The organism is Paraburkholderia polaris (genome assembly GCF_012927345.1).
In the GTDB taxonomy this organism is placed as follows: domain Bacteria; phylum Pseudomonadota; class Gammaproteobacteria; order Burkholderiales; family Burkholderiaceae; genus Paraburkholderia; species Paraburkholderia polaris.
Genome location: NZ_JABBGJ010000004.1, coordinates 249,069 through 265,110 on the forward strand (window position 1 = coordinate 249,069; position 16,042 = coordinate 265,110).

The 16,042-nt window shown below is 60.9% G+C and carries 11 protein-coding genes and 2 pseudogenes; 1 reads left to right on the top strand and 12 read right to left on the bottom strand.

From position 1 onward, the window contains the following. Window positions 1-3: 3 nt before the first annotated feature. The 3 genes from HHL24_RS05075 to HHL24_RS05085 form a co-directional block, all read right to left on the bottom strand. On the bottom strand, window positions 4-729 hold the full coding sequence (locus HHL24_RS05075) for an amino acid ABC transporter permease (protein ID WP_169484362.1): 726 nt from the start codon (window positions 727-729) through the stop codon (window positions 4-6). 2 nt (window positions 730-731) lie between these two features. Next, a complete protein-coding gene (locus tag HHL24_RS05080) occupies window positions 732-1,457 on the bottom strand; it encodes an amino acid ABC transporter permease (RefSeq protein ID WP_169484363.1) in 726 nt (241 codons plus the stop codon). Window positions 1,458-1,569: 112 nt separating this feature from the next. Further along, window positions 1,570-2,391, bottom strand: a complete 822-nt coding sequence (locus tag HHL24_RS05085; RefSeq protein ID WP_169484364.1) for an ABC transporter substrate-binding protein — start codon at window positions 2,389-2,391, stop codon at window positions 1,570-1,572. Window positions 2,392-2,682: 291 nt separating this feature from the next. Between HHL24_RS05085 and HHL24_RS05090 the strand changes: the two genes are divergently transcribed. After that, a complete protein-coding gene (locus HHL24_RS05090; protein ID WP_063495933.1) occupies window positions 2,683-2,904 on the top strand; it encodes a hypothetical protein in 222 nt (73 codons plus the stop codon). Window positions 2,905-3,104: 200 nt separating this feature from the next. On the opposite strand, the gene HHL24_RS05095 is transcribed toward HHL24_RS05090, so the two are convergent. The 9 genes and pseudogenes from HHL24_RS05095 to HHL24_RS05135 all read right to left on the bottom strand — a co-directional run. Then, window positions 3,105-4,418, bottom strand: a complete 1,314-nt coding sequence (locus HHL24_RS05095; RefSeq protein WP_169484365.1) for an MFS family transporter — start codon at window positions 4,416-4,418, stop codon at window positions 3,105-3,107. Window positions 4,419-4,735: 317 nt separating this feature from the next. Continuing rightward, window positions 4,736-6,451, bottom strand: a complete 1,716-nt coding sequence (locus tag HHL24_RS05100) for a SpoVR family protein (RefSeq protein WP_206002720.1) — start codon at window positions 6,449-6,451, stop codon at window positions 4,736-4,738. Beyond that, entirely contained in the window at window positions 6,448-7,719 is a 1,272-nt protein-coding gene (locus HHL24_RS05105) for a YeaH/YhbH family protein (RefSeq protein ID WP_169484367.1), read from the bottom strand. The genes HHL24_RS05100 and HHL24_RS05105 overlap by 4 nt, the downstream gene beginning before the upstream one ends. 289 nt (window positions 7,720-8,008) lie before the next feature. Next, complete coding sequence (locus HHL24_RS05110) at window positions 8,009-9,931, bottom strand: PrkA family serine protein kinase (RefSeq protein ID WP_054039598.1); 1,923 nt, start codon at window positions 9,929-9,931, stop codon at window positions 8,009-8,011. An 898-nt stretch (window positions 9,932-10,829) separates the two neighbouring features. Next, on the bottom strand, window positions 10,830-11,591 hold the full coding sequence (locus HHL24_RS05115; RefSeq protein ID WP_169484368.1) for a 2-keto-4-pentenoate hydratase: 762 nt from the start codon (window positions 11,589-11,591) through the stop codon (window positions 10,830-10,832). A 453-nt stretch (window positions 11,592-12,044) separates the two neighbouring features. Next, on the bottom strand, window positions 12,045-13,817 hold the full coding sequence (locus HHL24_RS05120; RefSeq protein ID WP_169484369.1) for a methyl-accepting chemotaxis protein: 1,773 nt from the start codon (window positions 13,815-13,817) through the stop codon (window positions 12,045-12,047). A 313-nt stretch (window positions 13,818-14,130) separates the two neighbouring features. Then, complete coding sequence (locus tag HHL24_RS05125; RefSeq protein WP_169484370.1) at window positions 14,131-15,171, bottom strand: LacI family DNA-binding transcriptional regulator; 1,041 nt, start codon at window positions 15,169-15,171, stop codon at window positions 14,131-14,133. Between the two features lie 260 nt (window positions 15,172-15,431). After that, window positions 15,432-15,638 (bottom strand): annotated as a pseudogene (locus HHL24_RS05130) (ABC transporter permease); the annotation flags it as partial. Next, window positions 15,635-16,018: pseudogene (locus tag HHL24_RS05135) on the bottom strand (ATP-binding cassette domain-containing protein); the annotation flags it as partial. The pseudogenes HHL24_RS05130 and HHL24_RS05135, both read right to left, overlap by 4 nt. Window positions 16,019-16,042: the final 24 nt, after the last annotated feature.

The window sequence follows — 16,042 nt, forward strand, 5'->3', positions numbered from 1 at the left end:
CGGTTAGTCGCCAGACAACGCCTGAGTGGCGGCTGGCGCGAGCGGCCGCACGTTGCGCCTGCGCCGCGTCAGCGCATAAGTGGCGATGCGGTCAAGCGCCGTGCACAGCACGAGATAGATGAAGCCGACGAACAAAAAGATCTGCGCGGGATACACCATCAGCCGATTGCTAACCTGCGTCGCGACGAACGACAACTCGCCGACGCCAACGATATACGCGAGCGAGGTGTCCTTCACCAGCGACACCCATTGATTCACAAACGAAGGCGCCATGATGCGCATCGCTTGAGGCAACAACACGTAGCGCAGCGTTTGCATCCGTGTAAGGCCGAGCGACAGCCCGGCTTGCCACTGACCGTCGCCGACCGCGCGAATGCCCGCGTGCACCGAGTGCGCGAGATACGCGCCGCCGATCAGCGAAAGCGCGCAGACCACCGTCGCGAGTCCGGGCACATCGACATGGAAGACCATCGGCAGCAGGAAATATGTCCAGAAGATCAGCATCAACACAGGAATCGCGCGGAAGAACCCGATCACGAGTAGCAACGGCACGCGGGCGATGCGCCCCGCCATCGTCAGCGCAATCCCACCCGCGACACCGAGCACCGCCGAAGCAAGCGCGGAACACAATGCCAGCACCAGCGTGAGCGCCGCGCCGCCGAGCGGTCCTTGCGGAAAAGCGCCGACCAGCAGATACGGCAGGTTATTGGCGAATAGCGTCCATGTCATGCTCAGCGCCTCGCGAATGAGCGGTCGCGGGCATGCGCCACCGTATGCGAGACGGCTTCGATCAACGCGACAGCGGCGATATACAACACGGTTGCCACACCGAATGCCTCGAAAGTTTTAAAGGTCTCCGTCTCGACCTGACGCGACGCATACGACAGTTCGGCAAGACCGATCGCCATGGTCAGCGCTGAATTTTTCACGAGGTTCATGTATTGGCCGAAGAGCGGCGGCAGCGAAATGCGCACGGCTTGCGGCAAAACGACGTAACGGAACGCCTGCAATGGCGTGAGACCAAGGGCCGCGGCCGCGGCATGCTGACCACCCGGCACGCCGCGCAAACCCGCCTGGAACTCCTCGGCGATGAAAGCCGCCGTATAACACGTGAGTCCGACCCACCCGGCGACAAATTCGAACGTCGGCCAGCGCAACGCGTACGCGCCGATGTGCACGCTATGCGGCGTGTTCAGCCATTGCATCAATGTGTCAGGCATCAGCGTGGCCGCGCCGAAGTACCAGAAGAACAGTTGCACCAGCAACGGCGTGTTGCGAAACACCAGCACGTACGTGGCTGTTGTACGACGCAGCCAGCCGTACCGGGCATGACGCGCGATCGCCAGCACGAAGCCGAACAAGGTGGCCGCAAGCGCCACCGTCAACGAGAGACCGACGGTTACGCCGAAGCCTTGCCATAGCCACGTCAGATACTTTGGAGCGAGCCACGCTTGCATCTTTAAACCTGCTTCTATAAACCTGCTTCTTTAGACCCGCTTCTTGCGAAAACGCCGACGGGCACGTTGCCAACGTGCCCGTTCATTCCTGGCTGCTACTGCGACACGGAGATCAGGTCTTGTCGCCGATCTTGAAGATGCGCGCGAGCGGCGTCTTCGTTTGCGGACCGAACCAGCGGTTGTAGATCTTCGCGGCCGAGCCGTCGGCTTCCAGTCCCTTCAGCGTGTCGTTCACGAAGCCGACGAGGCGCGTCTCGCCCTTCGGGATTCCGACGCCCATGTAGTCGTTCGAAATCGTGAACGCCGGAATCTCGTAGTTCTGCTTGTCCGGCACGTTGGCGAGCAGGCCGACCAGCTTCGGACCGTCCTGCGTGATCGCCTGCACGTTGCCCGCGCGCAAAGCCGCAAACGCGAACGGCGTGTCGTCGTACGCGACGATCGTGGCTTGCGGGAATTTCTCGCGCAGCGTGATCTCGTTGGTGGTGCCCTTGTCGGCGCCCACCCGCAGGCTGTTGATCTGATCCGCCGACTTCAGCACGCCTTTCTTCGCCAGAAACTGCTGGCCCGAGGAGAAATACGGAATGCTGAAATCGACCTGTTTGGCGCGCTCGTCGGTGATCGTGAAGTTGGCGAGCACCAGGTCCACTTTCTTCGACGTGAGGAACGGAATGCGGTTGGCCGGGTTGGTCGGTTGCAGTTCGAGTTTCACGCCGAGCTTGTCGGCGAGCGCCTTCGCGTAGTCGACGTCGAGGCCGACAATGTGATTGCTCGTTGCGTCGAGGTAGCCGAACGGCGGGTTGCTGTCGAAGGTCGCGACGCGCAATACGCCGGCCTTCTTGATGTCATCGAGACGATCGGCGTGGGCGAGCCCCGATGCCGTCATCGTCAGTCCCGTGATTGTCACTAACCAGGCAGCGAATATTTTCGATTTCATTTTTATGGATCTCTTTGTTTGTATGCGACGCGTGTGCGGCGTTTCAGAAACGGATGCGTGTCGGCGATATCCGTCGTAAAACGGTCGCAACCGCAAGGTGCAACCGACGGCTACGCATGGGCGTCACATTAGCAGCGGCGCAGCGCGTACCGAACCAAGAAATGCTCCTGTAATAAGCGCGTTTTCTGCTAAGCATCGGCTTATTAGCAAACGTGTATTTGTCGTTTGGTCTTGCGCGTTCGGCTGATTAGGATGGACCTCGAACCGTCATCAGCCCCGAGGTGATTCGCCATGTCCGACAGTGCCTGTTTCAAGCCGCGTGTAATCGAGCCGGTCGTCGTCAATCAGCCGGAAGGATTGGGGCTTGCAGTGGAGTTGTGGCTTGCGCATCCGGTCGACGGCATTGCGGGGCGAGCCGTGCAGATTCATTTGCGCAGCGATGCGAAGATGGCGCAAGCCGAGGCGCTGCGCGATCTGCTGCATGTGCTGGGAACGGAGATCGTGGTGGCTTGAGCATGGGCTCGGCGCCGTGCTTGCCGTGCTTGCCGTGCTTGCCGTGCTTGCCGTGCTTGCCGTGCTTGCCGTGCTTGCCGTGCTTGCCGTGCTTGCCGTGCTTGCCGTGCTTGCCGTGCTTGCCGACCGGATAAAAAAACGGCGGCCGGGTTCCCCTGGCCGCCGTTCTCATGCGCTCTGTTCGAGCGTATTGCCCACGCTCAAGGCTCGTGACGCAGATACCCTTCTTTCGAAGGATCGCGCATACGCAGCGACACGAGACCGGCGATCGCGCACAGCGCAGTGACGTACCAGTAGAACATCGACTCGTTACCCACCGACTTCAGCCACAGCGCGACATATTCCGCCGAGCCGCCGAAGATCGCATTGGCCACCGCATATGACAGACCCACGCCGAGCGCACGCACTTCCGGCGGGAACATTTCGGCCTTGATCAGGCCGCTGATCGACGTATAGAAGCTAACAATCGCCAGCGCCACGACCACGAGGCCGAAGGCTGCATACGGGCTCGTCACGTCCTTCAAGGCGTGCAGCAGCGGCACGGTGCCGATGGTCGCGAAGAAGCCGAAGAACAGCATCGAACGACGGCGGCCGATACGATCCGACAAGGCGCCGAACACCGGCTGCATCACCATGTAAACGAACAATGCCGCGGTCATCACGCTGCTCGCCGTCTTCGCATGCATACCGGCCGTGTTGACCAGGTACTTCTGCATGTACGTGGTGAACGTGTAGAAAATCAGCGAGCCGCCGGCCGTAAAACCAAGCACCGTCACGAATGCGCCCTTGTGCAACCACAAGCCGCGCAACGTGCCAGCTTCCTTTCGTTGACGCGTTGCAGCCGTGGTGGTTTCTTCGAGCGATTTACGCAGATACAGCGCGACCAGCGCCGCCAACGCACCGATCACGAACGGCACGCGCCAACCCCACGCTTTCAGTTCTTCCGTGGAGAGGGTTTGTTGCAGAATCACCAGCACCAGCAGCGCGCACAGCTGGCCGCCGATCAGCGTGACGTACTGGAACGACGCGAAGAAACCGCGGCGCCCCTTAAGCGCAACTTCACTCATATAGGTGGCGCTGGTGCCGTACTCACCGCCCACCGACAAGCCCTGGAACAGGCGCGCGACCAGCAGCAGCGCCGGCGCCAAGGCGCCGATCTGCGCATACGTGGGGAGCACCGCGATCACGAGCGAGCCGCCGCACATCATGAACACCGACACCATCATCGCGGTCTTGCGCCCGTGCTTGTCGGCGAGCCGGCCGAAGAACCAGCCGCCGATCGGGCGCATCAGGAAGCCGGCGGCGAAGACGCCGGCGGTGTTGAGCAACTGCGTGGTGGTGTTGCCGCTCGGGAAGAAGGCCGGCGCGAAATACAGCGCGCAGAACGAGTACACGTAAAAGTCGAACCACTCGACTAGATTGCCCGATGAAGCGCCAACGATCGCGAAGATGCGGCGCCGGGTGTCGTGTGGATCGTGAGCCGTGGCCACGGGTTGGTCGGATAGGTCGGTCATACTGTTGTCTTTCCTTGTCTTTAAACGGAGGTAGCGGTCGTGGCGCCGCCTTCACAACACGCGCATCGAGGTGCCGCAGTGGCCCCCATAGCACGCGTGCGCGAATTTTACAGAATCGCAAGGAGAAGATGGGAGTTTGTTAGGGAGCGACCGGCGCACAAGCGAAAGGTGAGCGCATTTTTTAGTCATTTTTCACAAATTACTGAAAACATGGACACTGTCTGCGGCACGTCCAATAGCAGAAGCCCCCGTACGTCGCCGACATACGGGGGCTTCTGGCAGATCGAATCTGACTTCTACATCGCGGGCTTACCGCCTCAAACTCTTATAATCGGCGGCACATACTTACACTCATACCGCTTCCGCACGGTGCCATTCTCATCGACGCTTTCCAGGTAGACATCGAACTGCCACAAGCGTGCCATGTGCTTGAGCACTTCATCGCTATCGCCGGACAGATGCCGGTTGTCGCTCATGAAATGCCGCAGCGTCAGACTCCGGTCGCCGCGCGTATTCACCGCCCACACCTGAATATTCGGCTCCCGGTGATGCATGTCGTACTGCCGCGACAACGCCTGACGCACGTACTGATACCCGCTGTCATCGTGAATCGCGGACACCTCGAGCGCATCGCGCATGTCGTCATCGAGCACCGAGAATAGACGCATCTCGCGGATCAGATGCGGCGACAGATACTGCGCGACGAAACTTTCGTCCTTGAAGTTGCGCATCGCGTAGTGCATCGCCGGTAGCCACGGGCTGCCTGCCAGCTCGGGGAACCACTTGCGGTCTTCCTCCGTCGGCGCTTCGCAGATCCGGCGGATATCGCTCATCATCGAAAAACCGAGCGCGTAGGGGTTGATGCCGCTGTAGTAAGGCTTCGTGACCGGCGGCTGGTAGACCACATTGCTGTGCGAATGGAGAAACTCCATCATGAAGCCGTCTTCCAGCTTGCCCTGGGCGTACAGCGTGTTGAGCAAGGTGTAGTGCCAGAACGTGGCCCAGCCCTCGTTCATGACCTGGGTTTGCCGCTGCGGATAGAAATACTGCCCGACCTTGCGCACGATGCGGATCACTTCCCGCTCCCACGGCTCGAGCAGCGGTGCGTTCTTCTCCGCGAAATACAGCAGATTTTCCTGGGGCTCCGGCGGATAACGCTCCTCGATTTCCTCCGGCAACGGCGTATGCCGGGTCGGCAAGGTGCGCCAGAGTTCGTTCACCTGCGATTGCAGATAAGCCTCACGTTCGCGGCGCGCTGCAAACTCCTTTTCCAGCGAGAGTTTCTGCGGACGTTTGTAACGGTCAACGCCGTAGTTCATCAACGCGTGGCACGAGTCGAGCAGTTCCTCCACCCGGTCGAGCCCGAAGCGCTCCTCGCACTCCGCAATGTAATTCTTCGCGTAGACGAGGTAATCGATGATCGCATGCGCATCCGTCCACAGTTTGAACAGATAGTTGCCCTTGAAGAACGAGTTGTGGCCATAGGCCGCGTGCGCAATGACGAGCGCCTGCATCGTCATCGTGTTCTCTTCCATCAGGTACGCGATGCAAGGGTTCGAATTGATGACGATCTCATACGCCAGCCCCATCTGCCCGCGACGGTAGCTTTTTTCGGTGGAGAGAAAGTGTTTGCCGAACGACCAGTGACGGTAGTTCACCGGCATGCCGACGGACGCGTAAGCGTCCATCATCTGTTCGGCGCTGATGAGTTCGAGCTGGATCGGATACACGTCGAGTTCATATTGCTCTGCAACAAGGGCAATATGCGAGTCGTACTCTTCGATCAATTCGAAGGTCCAGTCGGACGGGCACGGCAAAGGCCGTCTATCGGCTACGTTCATACGGACTTCCCTTTGCCCCTCAGTGGGCGTTCCGGTGTGTCCCCGTGCTGCAGCGGTGTCGACTGCTCCGGCTGCGGCGGCTCCTGTATCGTCCGCCTTCGCCTCGGCATGCCCCGACTGTTGCTGCTGCGGCACGCCTTTCCCACGCGCAGGCTGATCGCCGCGCGCTTCGTTGGGCAGGTGTTTTGTCATGAAGACGCCACCTGCTTTTCAAACAATTCCCGAAACACCGGATAAATGTCAGCCGCGGTTTCGACCTTCTTCATCGCCATGTGCGGCTGGCTCAGCGCCAACTGTGCATATTCGAGCCACAGGTTCTGCTCTTCCGGCGTGACCTGGATATACGCAAAATAGCGCACCTTCTCCAGGATGTCATCTGAAAGTATCTTGCGGCACTTGGGCGAATCGTCGGTCCAATTGTCGCCGTCGGAAGCCTGAGCGCCGTAAATATTCCATTCAGTCGGCGAATAACGCTCGTCCATCACCTTCCGCATCAGCTCCAGCGCGCTCGACACCACCGTGCCGCCGCTTTCCGTCGAATGAAAGAACGTGTCTTCGTCGACTTCTTCAGCGCGCGTATGGTGGCGGATGAACACCACTTCGATCTTTTCGTAGTTACGCTTGAGGAACAGATACAGCAGGATGAAGAAGCGCTTGGCGAGATCCTTGCGCTGCTCGTCCATGGAACCGGACACATCCATCAGACAGAACATCACCGCCTGGCTGGACGGCGTGGGTTGCTTCACCCGGTTCACGTAGCGCAGGTCGAAAGGATCGATAAACGGAATGCGCCAGATGCGCCCGCGCAAATGGTGGATTTCCTCTTCGAGCAGTTTGATTTCGTCGCGACGGTCGTCCGGATCGGCTTTCATCAATTCCAGTTGCCGTTCCATCTCGTGCAGCTGATTGACGAGCGGCGCACCAAGGGCGATGCGGCGGCCGAGCGCGCTCCTCAGCGAACGGACCACGTCGATATTGTTCGGCGTGCCTTCGGCCGCCCAGCCGGCGCGGATACTTTTCCACGTAGGCACGGCCATCAGATGGGTTTTGACGAGACGCGGGAGTTCGAGGTCGTCGAAGAAATACTGCATGAATTCTTCGCGGCTCAGTTCGAACACAAAGTCGTCCTGACCGTCGCCCTCGTTGCTGGCCTGGTTGCCCCCACCTCCGCCGCCGCCCCCTTGCGGGCGCTGGATCTTGTCGCCGCGGATGTAGTCCGAGTTGCCCGGATGCACCATTTCCCGCTTGCCGCCGGGACCATGCCGGAACGACGGTTCCGCGATGTCCTTGCGCGGAATCGTGATGCTCTGGGTGTTCTGGATGTCTTTAATGCTGCGGTCGCGCACCGCTTCCGAGACGGCGCGACGAATATAGTTCTTAACGCGGCGCAAAAAGCGCTCGCGATTCGCAATGCTCTTGTTCTTACCAGCTAACCTGCGGTCGATGATTTGATGAAGCACGCCCGGTCTCCCGTGTCGGTCCGAGTTAGCGCTTTAGCGCTTACTCGGACCCCATGCACTCGCATGTCGATCGAATTGGCGCTTTAGCACTTACCCTGGTCCCATGCATCGCATGTCGGTCCGAGTTGGCGCTTTAGCGCTTACCTGGACCCCGTGCAACTGCACGAATTTCCGCTGCGCGAGACGCACGTTGCATAGGCATGGCTGCCAACCCAACGCTATGTCCATGCAACTTGCGCCTCGCAAGGTGCCCGCGCGGTCGGACCGCGCGGGCGGCACGCAGTGCGTGTCATGATGACTTGCGCACGCGCAGATACCAGTCACACAGCAAGCGCACCTGCTTCGGCGTATAGCCCTTCGTTACCATCCGGTTGACGAAGTCTTCGTGCTTGCGTTGCTCTTCCGCCGAGCCCTTGGCGTTGAACGAGATCACCGGCAGCAGTTCTTCCGTGTTCGAGAACATTTTCTTTTCGATCACCACGCGCAGCTTCTCGTAGCTGATCCACGCGGGATTCTTCCCCGCATTCGCAGCACGCGCACGCAGCACGAAGTTGACGATCTCGTTGCGGAAGTCCTTCGGGTTGCTGATGCCCGCAGGTTTCTCGATCTTCTCCAGTTCGGCGTTCAGCGCCGCGCGGTCGAAGCTCTCGCCGGTGTCGTGGTCGCGGAACTCCTGATCCTGAATCCAGAAGTCCGCATACGTCACGTAGCGATCAAAAATATTCTGACCATACTCGGAATACGACTCCAGGTACGCGGTCTGAATCTCTTTGCCGATGAACTCGGCATAGCGCGAGGCGAGCACGTCCTTAATGAACGACAGATACTTCTGTTCGGTTTCCGGTGGGAACTGCTCGCGCTCGATCTGTTGTTCAAGCACGTACATCAGGTGTACCGGGTTCGCCGCGACTTCCGTCGAATCGAAGTTGAATACGCGCGACAGGATCTTGAACGCGAAGCGGGTCGACACGCCGGTCATCCCTTCATCCACGCCCGCGAAATCACGATACTCCTGATACGACTTGGCCTTCGGATCGGTGTCCTTGAGATTCTCGCCGTCGTACACCTGCATCTTCGAGAAAAGACTGGAGTTTTCCGGCTCCTGCAAGCGCGTAAGCACCGACATCTGCGCCATCATCTTCAACGTACCTGGCGCGCATATCGCACTGGCCAGCGACGAATTACGCAGCAGCTTCTCGTAGATCTTGACCTCTTCGCCGTAGCGCAGGCAGTACGGCACCTTCACCACGAAGATCCGGTCGAGCAGTGCTTCGTTGTTGCGGTTATTGCGGAACGCCTTCCATTCCGACTCGTTCGAGTGAGCGAGAATCACGCCGTCGAACGGGATCGCGCCGAAGCCTTCCGTGCCCTTGAAGTTGCCTTCCTGAGTCGCGGTAAGCAGCGGGTGCAAGACTTTGATCGGCGCCTTGAACATTTCGACGAACTCGAGCAAGCCCTGATTCGCGAGGCACAGGCCACCGGAGTAGCTGTATGCGTCCGCATCGTCTTGTGCGTACTGTTCGAGCTTGCGGATGTCGACCTTACCGACCAGCGACGAAATGTCCTGATTGTTTTCGTCACCCGGTTCGGTCTTGGCGATACCGATCTGACGAAGGATCGACGGGTAGCGGCGCACCACGCGAAACTTGCGGATGTCGCCGTTGTATTCGTGCAGGCGCTTTACCGCCCACGGGCTAAGTATGTTTTTCAGGTAGCGGCGTGGAATACCGTACTGCTCTTCGAGGATCGGACCGTCCTCGTCGTAATCGAACAGACCGAGTGGCGACTCGTTCACGGGCGAGCCCTTGATCGAGTAGAACGGCACGCGTTCCATGAGTTGCTTAAGACGTTCCGCGATCGACGATTTACCGCCGCCGACCGGTCCCAACAGATACAGAATCTGTTTCTTTTCTTCGAGCCCCTGGGCCGAGTGCCGGAAGTAGGCGACCACCTGCTCGATCACCTCTTCCATTCCGTAGAACTCACGGAATGCGGGGTATACCTTGATGACCTTGTTCGCAAAGATACGCGACATGCGCGGATCGTTGCGAGTGTCGATCTGTTCTGGTTCACCGATTGCCGTCAACATGCGTTCGCCAGCCGTAGCGTACGCGGCGGGATTGTCTTTGCAGAGCGCGAGATACTCCTCGAGCGAGAGTTCATCTTCTCGCGTTTTCTCGAAGCGGGTCGCGAAACTGCTGTAGATATCCATGCTACCTCCTCGCCGAAGTCTAGACCGATGTCGTGCGCGGCGCGCTATTCGGAAACGACATCGCTCGAATTCATCCTAAACCCTTTTAAATTTTTTTTCACGAACTACGTTGCGAAAATCGCGCCGTACCCGAATCCCGACATTCCTCACTTGGAAACACAGATTCGCTCACATACAATCTTGCGCTCGCATCACAGCAAATGCGCAGCCAATGCGGAGCGACTGCGCCGGCGCACGTTGCCGCCTCTCCAAAGCCGCCTGCTCGCCGTGCTGCTCAGCACAGTTCGCTATGCTCCGTTACACGAATCGTCTCATTCATCGAACGATCTCACTGCTGCACCGGACACCGTGTCTGCACCCGCACACTTTGTTGCATCGAACGCGGACGTCACGCGCTTTCCTGTGCCCCCGTACTTGTTTCATCAACGCGCGGCATCGCCATTTGGTCTACAGCGACAGGCGCTGTGTTACATGTTCCTTCGCCATGCTGACCAGAAGCGCTGCTCACCGGCGCATCGTCTAGCGGTTCGTCAACGCGCAGGCCGTTTTGTTCCATGAGATTTCACATGGAGCGCAGTAGATCGCCGCGCGCTAGCCGCTCATGCTGGCCCTCGTATTAACCGCGTCAGTAACATGGTTAGCCGAACGTATAACTGGATCACGGCCGCACTACGGGTCGCTTCATAGGTGTATACGGCAAAGCACCCCGTGCGGATGCGGCAAATGTAAAACGGCCGCCCGCGGGCAGCCGTTTGCTTGATGCTTCGTAATGAGGGTTACAAGCGGAGGTTACAAGCGGGGTTACAAGCGAAGATTACAAGCGAAGATTACAAGCGGAGAGTTACAAGCCGACGGTTACAAGCGGACCGTTACATGTACACCCGGTACACCGCCACGCTCAGGTCAGTTCAATCTCCACTTCCCCGAGACCGTCGATATGGCCGCGCACAATGCCCGCCTTGTCCACACTGTGCGCGCCGACGTACGAACCGGTCGTGATCGTCCATTCTGGCTCGATGGTGATGCCCATGGCGGCGCAATGGTTGACGAACCACACCAGCAGTTCGCGCGGATCGCCAGCCGGATTACCGGTGGCGTCCGGCACCAGCGAGTCGCCGTCGAAACTCAGCTCCAGTTCGGGCGATACGAAATCGAAGCCGCGTGCGAGGCCTGCATAGGCGACCGGATGACCGGTGACCAATGCGCCGTTGTTCTGTGCATCGGCCAGTTGCGCGAGCGGCGCGACGTTGGGCCAGTCGGCAAAGCGGCTATCGACGATCTCGATGGCCGGCAGCACGACACCGACCTTCGAGAGCACCTCGTCACGCGCATAAGCCCGGCCGCGCGGCTCGATGGCCTCGGCGAAACGAAAGGCAATCTCCAGCTCCACCAGCACGCGGAAGAAGCCGGCGTGGGCCACCCGCGCGGGCGACGGCAGCACCAGCGAAGCCGGAATCGGCGCGCCGGCGGCAGCCCCGCCCGGCACTCTGGCGCCGATCTTCCACGCTCCCGTCGAATCGCCGAGGCCTGCGATGACAGCCTGCTGGATCGCGTATGCGGTTGCCGCGTCAGGCGGCAGGCTGTCGGGTGGAGGCGCATCGATCGGGCGATGCTGCCTGCGAGCTTCGACGAGGCGGTGCGCGAGGTCGTGTGGCGTCATGTCGGTCCTTTATGGCTGGCGCGTTGAGCGGTGGGCTGGCGCGTTGAGCGGTGGGCTGCGGCGCTGAGTTGCAGCAGTTGGGATAGCGGGCTCACGGTCCGCGCGCTGACTCCCTGAAACGGCGATGTTGCCGATGCAAGCCGTAGTCGCGCCCGTCAATGTACCGGATCGCGACGCTCGCCAGGGCGTGGACAACGCTTGTGAACGTTACTTAGTCCGCAGACCATGAAAAAAGACCGCGGTTGCATGCGCAATCGCGGTCTTTATCGTCATGCGGCCGATCCGCACAAGCGTGATTCCGTCTAATGTTTCATCGGGAACGAATGTTGCAACACGGTGGCCGTCGCATGACCGGTCGTAGCGCCTGGCGTCGCGTTCAAAACGCGGCGCTGACGGCGCACGACCTGGCACATTGCCGCGCGCTCCCATGCCGCGCCAGTCATTTGTTCCCGATCAGAAAGTTTCCCAATCCTGATCGCTGCCGGCGCTCGCCACGGCCCTGGCCGGCGCCCTCGTCGGCGCGGCGGCAGTCGGCGCTGCTGCGGGTACGGCAGGTGCCCTGGCTACTGTGACGGGCTGCGCACCAGTTTGTGACATGGAGTGTGACACTTTGCGTGCCGCCGCCGAGCGAACCGGCGCGGCCGCGCGCTTCGGCGCAGCGTTCACCGGCGCCTTGTAGCCGCTTTCTTCAAGCTGGAACACCGCGACCGCGGCACGCAGCTTGCCGGCCTGATCTTCGAGCGAAGATGCTGCCGCGGCGGCTTCTTCGACCAGCGCGGCGTTCTGCTGCGTCACCTCGTCCATCTGGGTGACCGCGCGCGCCACCTGGTCGATGCCGCTGCTTTGCTCTTCCGAGGCCGCGGCGATCTCGCCCATGATGTCGGTCACGCGCTGCACCGCGCCGATGATCTCGGTCATCGTGCGGCCCGCATCGTCGACCAGCGCCGAGCCGGACTGTACGCGCTCCACCGAGGTGTCGATCAGCTCCTTGATTTCCTTGGCCGCCGCCGACGAACGCTGCGCGAGGCTGCGCACTTCGCCTGCCACCACCGCGAACCCGCGCCCTTCTTCGCCGGCCCGCGCCGCTTCCACGGCCGCATTCAGGGCCAGGATGTTGGTCTGGAACGCAATCCCTTCGATGATCGAAATGATGTCGGCAATCTTCGCCGAGCTCTGATTGATGTCGCCCATTGTGCCGACCACCTGACTGACCACCGCGCTGCCCCGGTTGGCGATCTCCGACGCATTGGCCGCGAGCGAGCTCGCCTGGCGGGCATTGTCGGCGTTCTGCTTGACCGTGCCGGTCAGCTCTTCCATGCTCGACGCGGTTTCCTGCAGTGCCGACGCCTGCTCTTCCGTGCGCGAGGACAGGTCGATATTGCCCGCCGCGATCTGGCGCGTGGCCGTCGCGATCGATTCACTTCCGCCGCGCACCGTACGCACCGTTTCGGTGAGACTGCGCTGCATTTTGGCGATGCCTTCAAGCAACTGCCCCATTTCGTCACGCGAGGTGACCATGACCGGGCGGCGCAGATCGCCTGCGGAGATCGCGTCGAAATGACCGAGGGCTTCGCCCAGCGGGCGGGCAATCGCACGGCTGAGCGTCAGATAGGACAGCACGGCGGCAAGCACGCCAACCAGCAGCGCAACGGCGCTCACCATGCGGAACAATTCGAAATTGCTTTGCGCGGAGTCGTAGCCTTGCTTGGCCGAGACGAACTGGAACTTGCGCAGCGCGTCGTCCGAGTCGACGAGCTCGTTGTACTTCGCCGACAAGCGCGTGGCGCCGTCGACGATCTTGCTCTGGTCGCTCGCCGTAACGATCGCCGCAAAAGCGTCCAGCTGCTGATGCAGCGCATCGCGTTTGGCGATGACGTCCTGTGCGAGACGGTCTTCCTCGGCGTCGCGCGGCAGGTCCATATACTTTTTCCACCACATGTCGGATGTGACGCGCATCGCACGCGCGCGCTCGATCGTTGGCGCCGCTTCCGGCGTGCCGATCATGAACACGGCCCGGTCGAGTGTCAGCCGCTCGCGCGCGGCATACAGCTCGGCGTTGCCGATATCGACAGCGCTCGGCATGGCATTGGTGAAAGTGTCCTGATAAGCGTCGTTCGAACGGCTCATGCCGAACAACCCGAAAACGCCAATGGCGACTAGCAGCGCGGCGAGAAAAGCCATCGTGAGGCCAATCCGCGCCTTGATCGTGATGCCTTTGTTCAACATGCTTGTTCCTGTACTTAGCAAATGAGAGGCTGCGTGCGCAGCGCGAGGTAGCGTGTGGCGTCTGCCTACGTGGCGCTGATTTGAAGCCGCGCTCTAATACTCACGTTTACGGCATTCCATATGCATACTTGAAGGATTTATATGGTATGAAGAAAACCGTTGTAAGCAATTGGAAGAAATTACAAACAACTGACAGGCCGCGCGTGTGCGGAGCTCACGCAGCGCTTTTGGTAGTCAGGGAAGTGATTTCAGGCGGCACGAAAAACCGGACGCGAAGCCTTTCGCCTCGCGTCCGGCAACGCAGTGCCCGATCTCAGGCCGCCAGATCGCGCCTGGCCACACCGGCCCATGTCGCGGTCGATTCGCGCACGATCAGGCGCGGCGACACAACGCGCCGGCGCCCCGGCGCGCGCGGATTGCCCGACGACGTCCCGGCGATGCGTTCGATCAGCGTCTGCGCAGCCATATCGCCGAGCGCGCGGACCGACTGCCCCACGGTCGAGAGCGACGGATAAGTGAATCGTCCCAGTTCGATATCGTCGAAACCGATGATCGAGCAATCGCGCGGCACGCTGATATTGCGCTCCGCCGCGGCGCGCAGCGCGCCGATGCCCATCATGTCGTTGCCGGCAAATATCGCTGACGGCTTTACGGTATCGAACAGTTGCCCAGCCGCGCGATGGCCGCCCGTCCCCGAAGCGTCGCTTTCGACAATCGCACCGGCCGGAATCTCGATGCCGCGCTCCGTCATGGCGCGAATAAAGCCGTGTACCCGCATGGCGCTCACCGCCGTCTTCACCGGCCCGGTGATGCAGCCGATCCGCACGTGCCCCAATTCGAGCAGATGACGCGTTGCGAGGTAGCCGCCCTTCTCGTGGTCGATCTGCACCAGATCCGCGTTAATACCTTCGATATTGCGATCCACGACGACCAGCGGCTCGCGGGCGTCAGCGAGTGTCTGCGCCAGCACCGCGTCATCGCCTGCGGAGGCGACGATCAGTCCGTCGATACGCTTTTCCTGCAGTACGCGCAGATAGTTACGCTGCTTGGCCGGATCGTCGTCAGAATTGCAGAAGAACAGGCAGTAGCCGTTGCGCGAGCAACCGTCCTCGATACCGCGCGCCATTTCCGCGAAATACGGGTTCGTGCTGTTCGGCACCACCAGACCGATCGTCGCCGTCGCCCGCGCCTTGAGCGAGCGGGCCACCGCCGACGGCACATAGTGAAGCTGACGGATCGCGTGTTCGACCTTCGCGCGCACGTCGGCCGACACCGGCCGTGAGTTGTTCACCACGTGCGATACCGTCGTGAACGACACGCCTGCCACGGCCGCTACATCTTTGATCGTCGCCATAACCTGTTGCTCTCCTGCCTGTTGTTCCCGCCGGCCACGCCATCTGGCGACCCACCGGACGTCTTCATCGAAGACAGACCAAACCCATGAATACTTACGCTTTACCGCACTTCCCGCTTTTACCGCACTTCCCGCTGCAACTGCTCTTGATACGCGAAAGTACCGGCGACCGGCGCCGCCATCATTGCGCGCTTACGGCGGCTGCGATAGGTATCCAGCACCACCGCAACCACGATCAGGAACGCCGGCGAGCCGCCTGGCGCCAGCAGCGAGAACAGCACGATCATCGCCAGCAACGCACCGGCGAGGCCCAGGTAGTTCGAAAAGCCGAGCCGCGTGCCGGCCGGCTTGCCGCTTGCCTGCGGCAGCAGCGGCGCGGACGGGTCGGCGGGCGGCATGACTGTCGCCCCTGCCGGCGCTGCATCTGGTGTGCCACTCGATCCTTCACGCACCGATTGATCGGTCATGACAGACTCCCTGCTTCATGGGTGTCGGGGAGATGCAGCAGCGCTTCGCGGCTGCGGTAGCTGGCGAAAGCCGCGGCCAGCAACGCATCCTGCGCCCCGTTGTCGCGCTCGAACACACCCGTCATGCTTCCCGCGGACATCACGCCGTCCGGTCGCAGATCAGCATCAGCTTACGCAGGTCGCTCGACACCACGACAAGCGCGCCCTTCACGAGCCAACGCACCCATCAATCCATACACGTCGAACTTCGCGCCGACGTCGATGCCGCGCGTCGGCTCGTCGAGGATCAGCACCCGGCAGTCGTCGATCAGATTGCGCGCGATCTCCACCCTCTGCTGATGCCCGATGCCCGATGCCGAGTTCGCCGACCCAGCGTAGCCGGATCGATCGCATCGAGCCCGACT

What these genes read in the sequence shown, in the direction of transcription:
- HHL24_RS05075 (WP_169484362.1), bottom strand. Translation starts at nt 729, where the DNA reads ATGACATGGACGCTATTCGCCAATAACCTGCCGTATCTGCTGGTCGGC.
- HHL24_RS05080 (WP_169484363.1), bottom strand. Translation starts at nt 1,457, where the DNA reads ATGCAAGCGTGGCTCGCTCCAAAGTATCTGACGTGGCTATGGCAAGGC.
- HHL24_RS05085 (WP_169484364.1), bottom strand. Translation starts at nt 2,391, where the DNA reads ATGAAATCGAAAATATTCGCTGCCTGGTTAGTGACAATCACGGGACTG.
- HHL24_RS05090 (WP_063495933.1), top strand. Translation starts at nt 2,683, where the DNA reads ATGTCCGACAGTGCCTGTTTCAAGCCGCGTGTAATCGAGCCGGTCGTC.
- HHL24_RS05095 (WP_169484365.1), bottom strand. Translation starts at nt 4,418, where the DNA reads ATGACCGACCTATCCGACCAACCCGTGGCCACGGCTCACGATCCACAC.
- HHL24_RS05100 (WP_206002720.1), bottom strand. Translation starts at nt 6,451, where the DNA reads ATGACAAAACACCTGCCCAACGAAGCGCGCGGCGATCAGCCTGCGCGT.
- HHL24_RS05110 (WP_054039598.1), bottom strand. Translation starts at nt 9,931, where the DNA reads ATGGATATCTACAGCAGTTTCGCGACCCGCTTCGAGAAAACGCGAGAA.
- HHL24_RS05115 (WP_169484368.1), bottom strand. Translation starts at nt 11,591, where the DNA reads ATGACGCCACACGACCTCGCGCACCGCCTCGTCGAAGCTCGCAGGCAG.
- HHL24_RS05120 (WP_169484369.1), bottom strand. Translation starts at nt 13,817, where the DNA reads ATGTTGAACAAAGGCATCACGATCAAGGCGCGGATTGGCCTCACGATG.
- HHL24_RS05125 (WP_169484370.1), bottom strand. Translation starts at nt 15,171, where the DNA reads ATGGCGACGATCAAAGATGTAGCGGCCGTGGCAGGCGTGTCGTTCACG.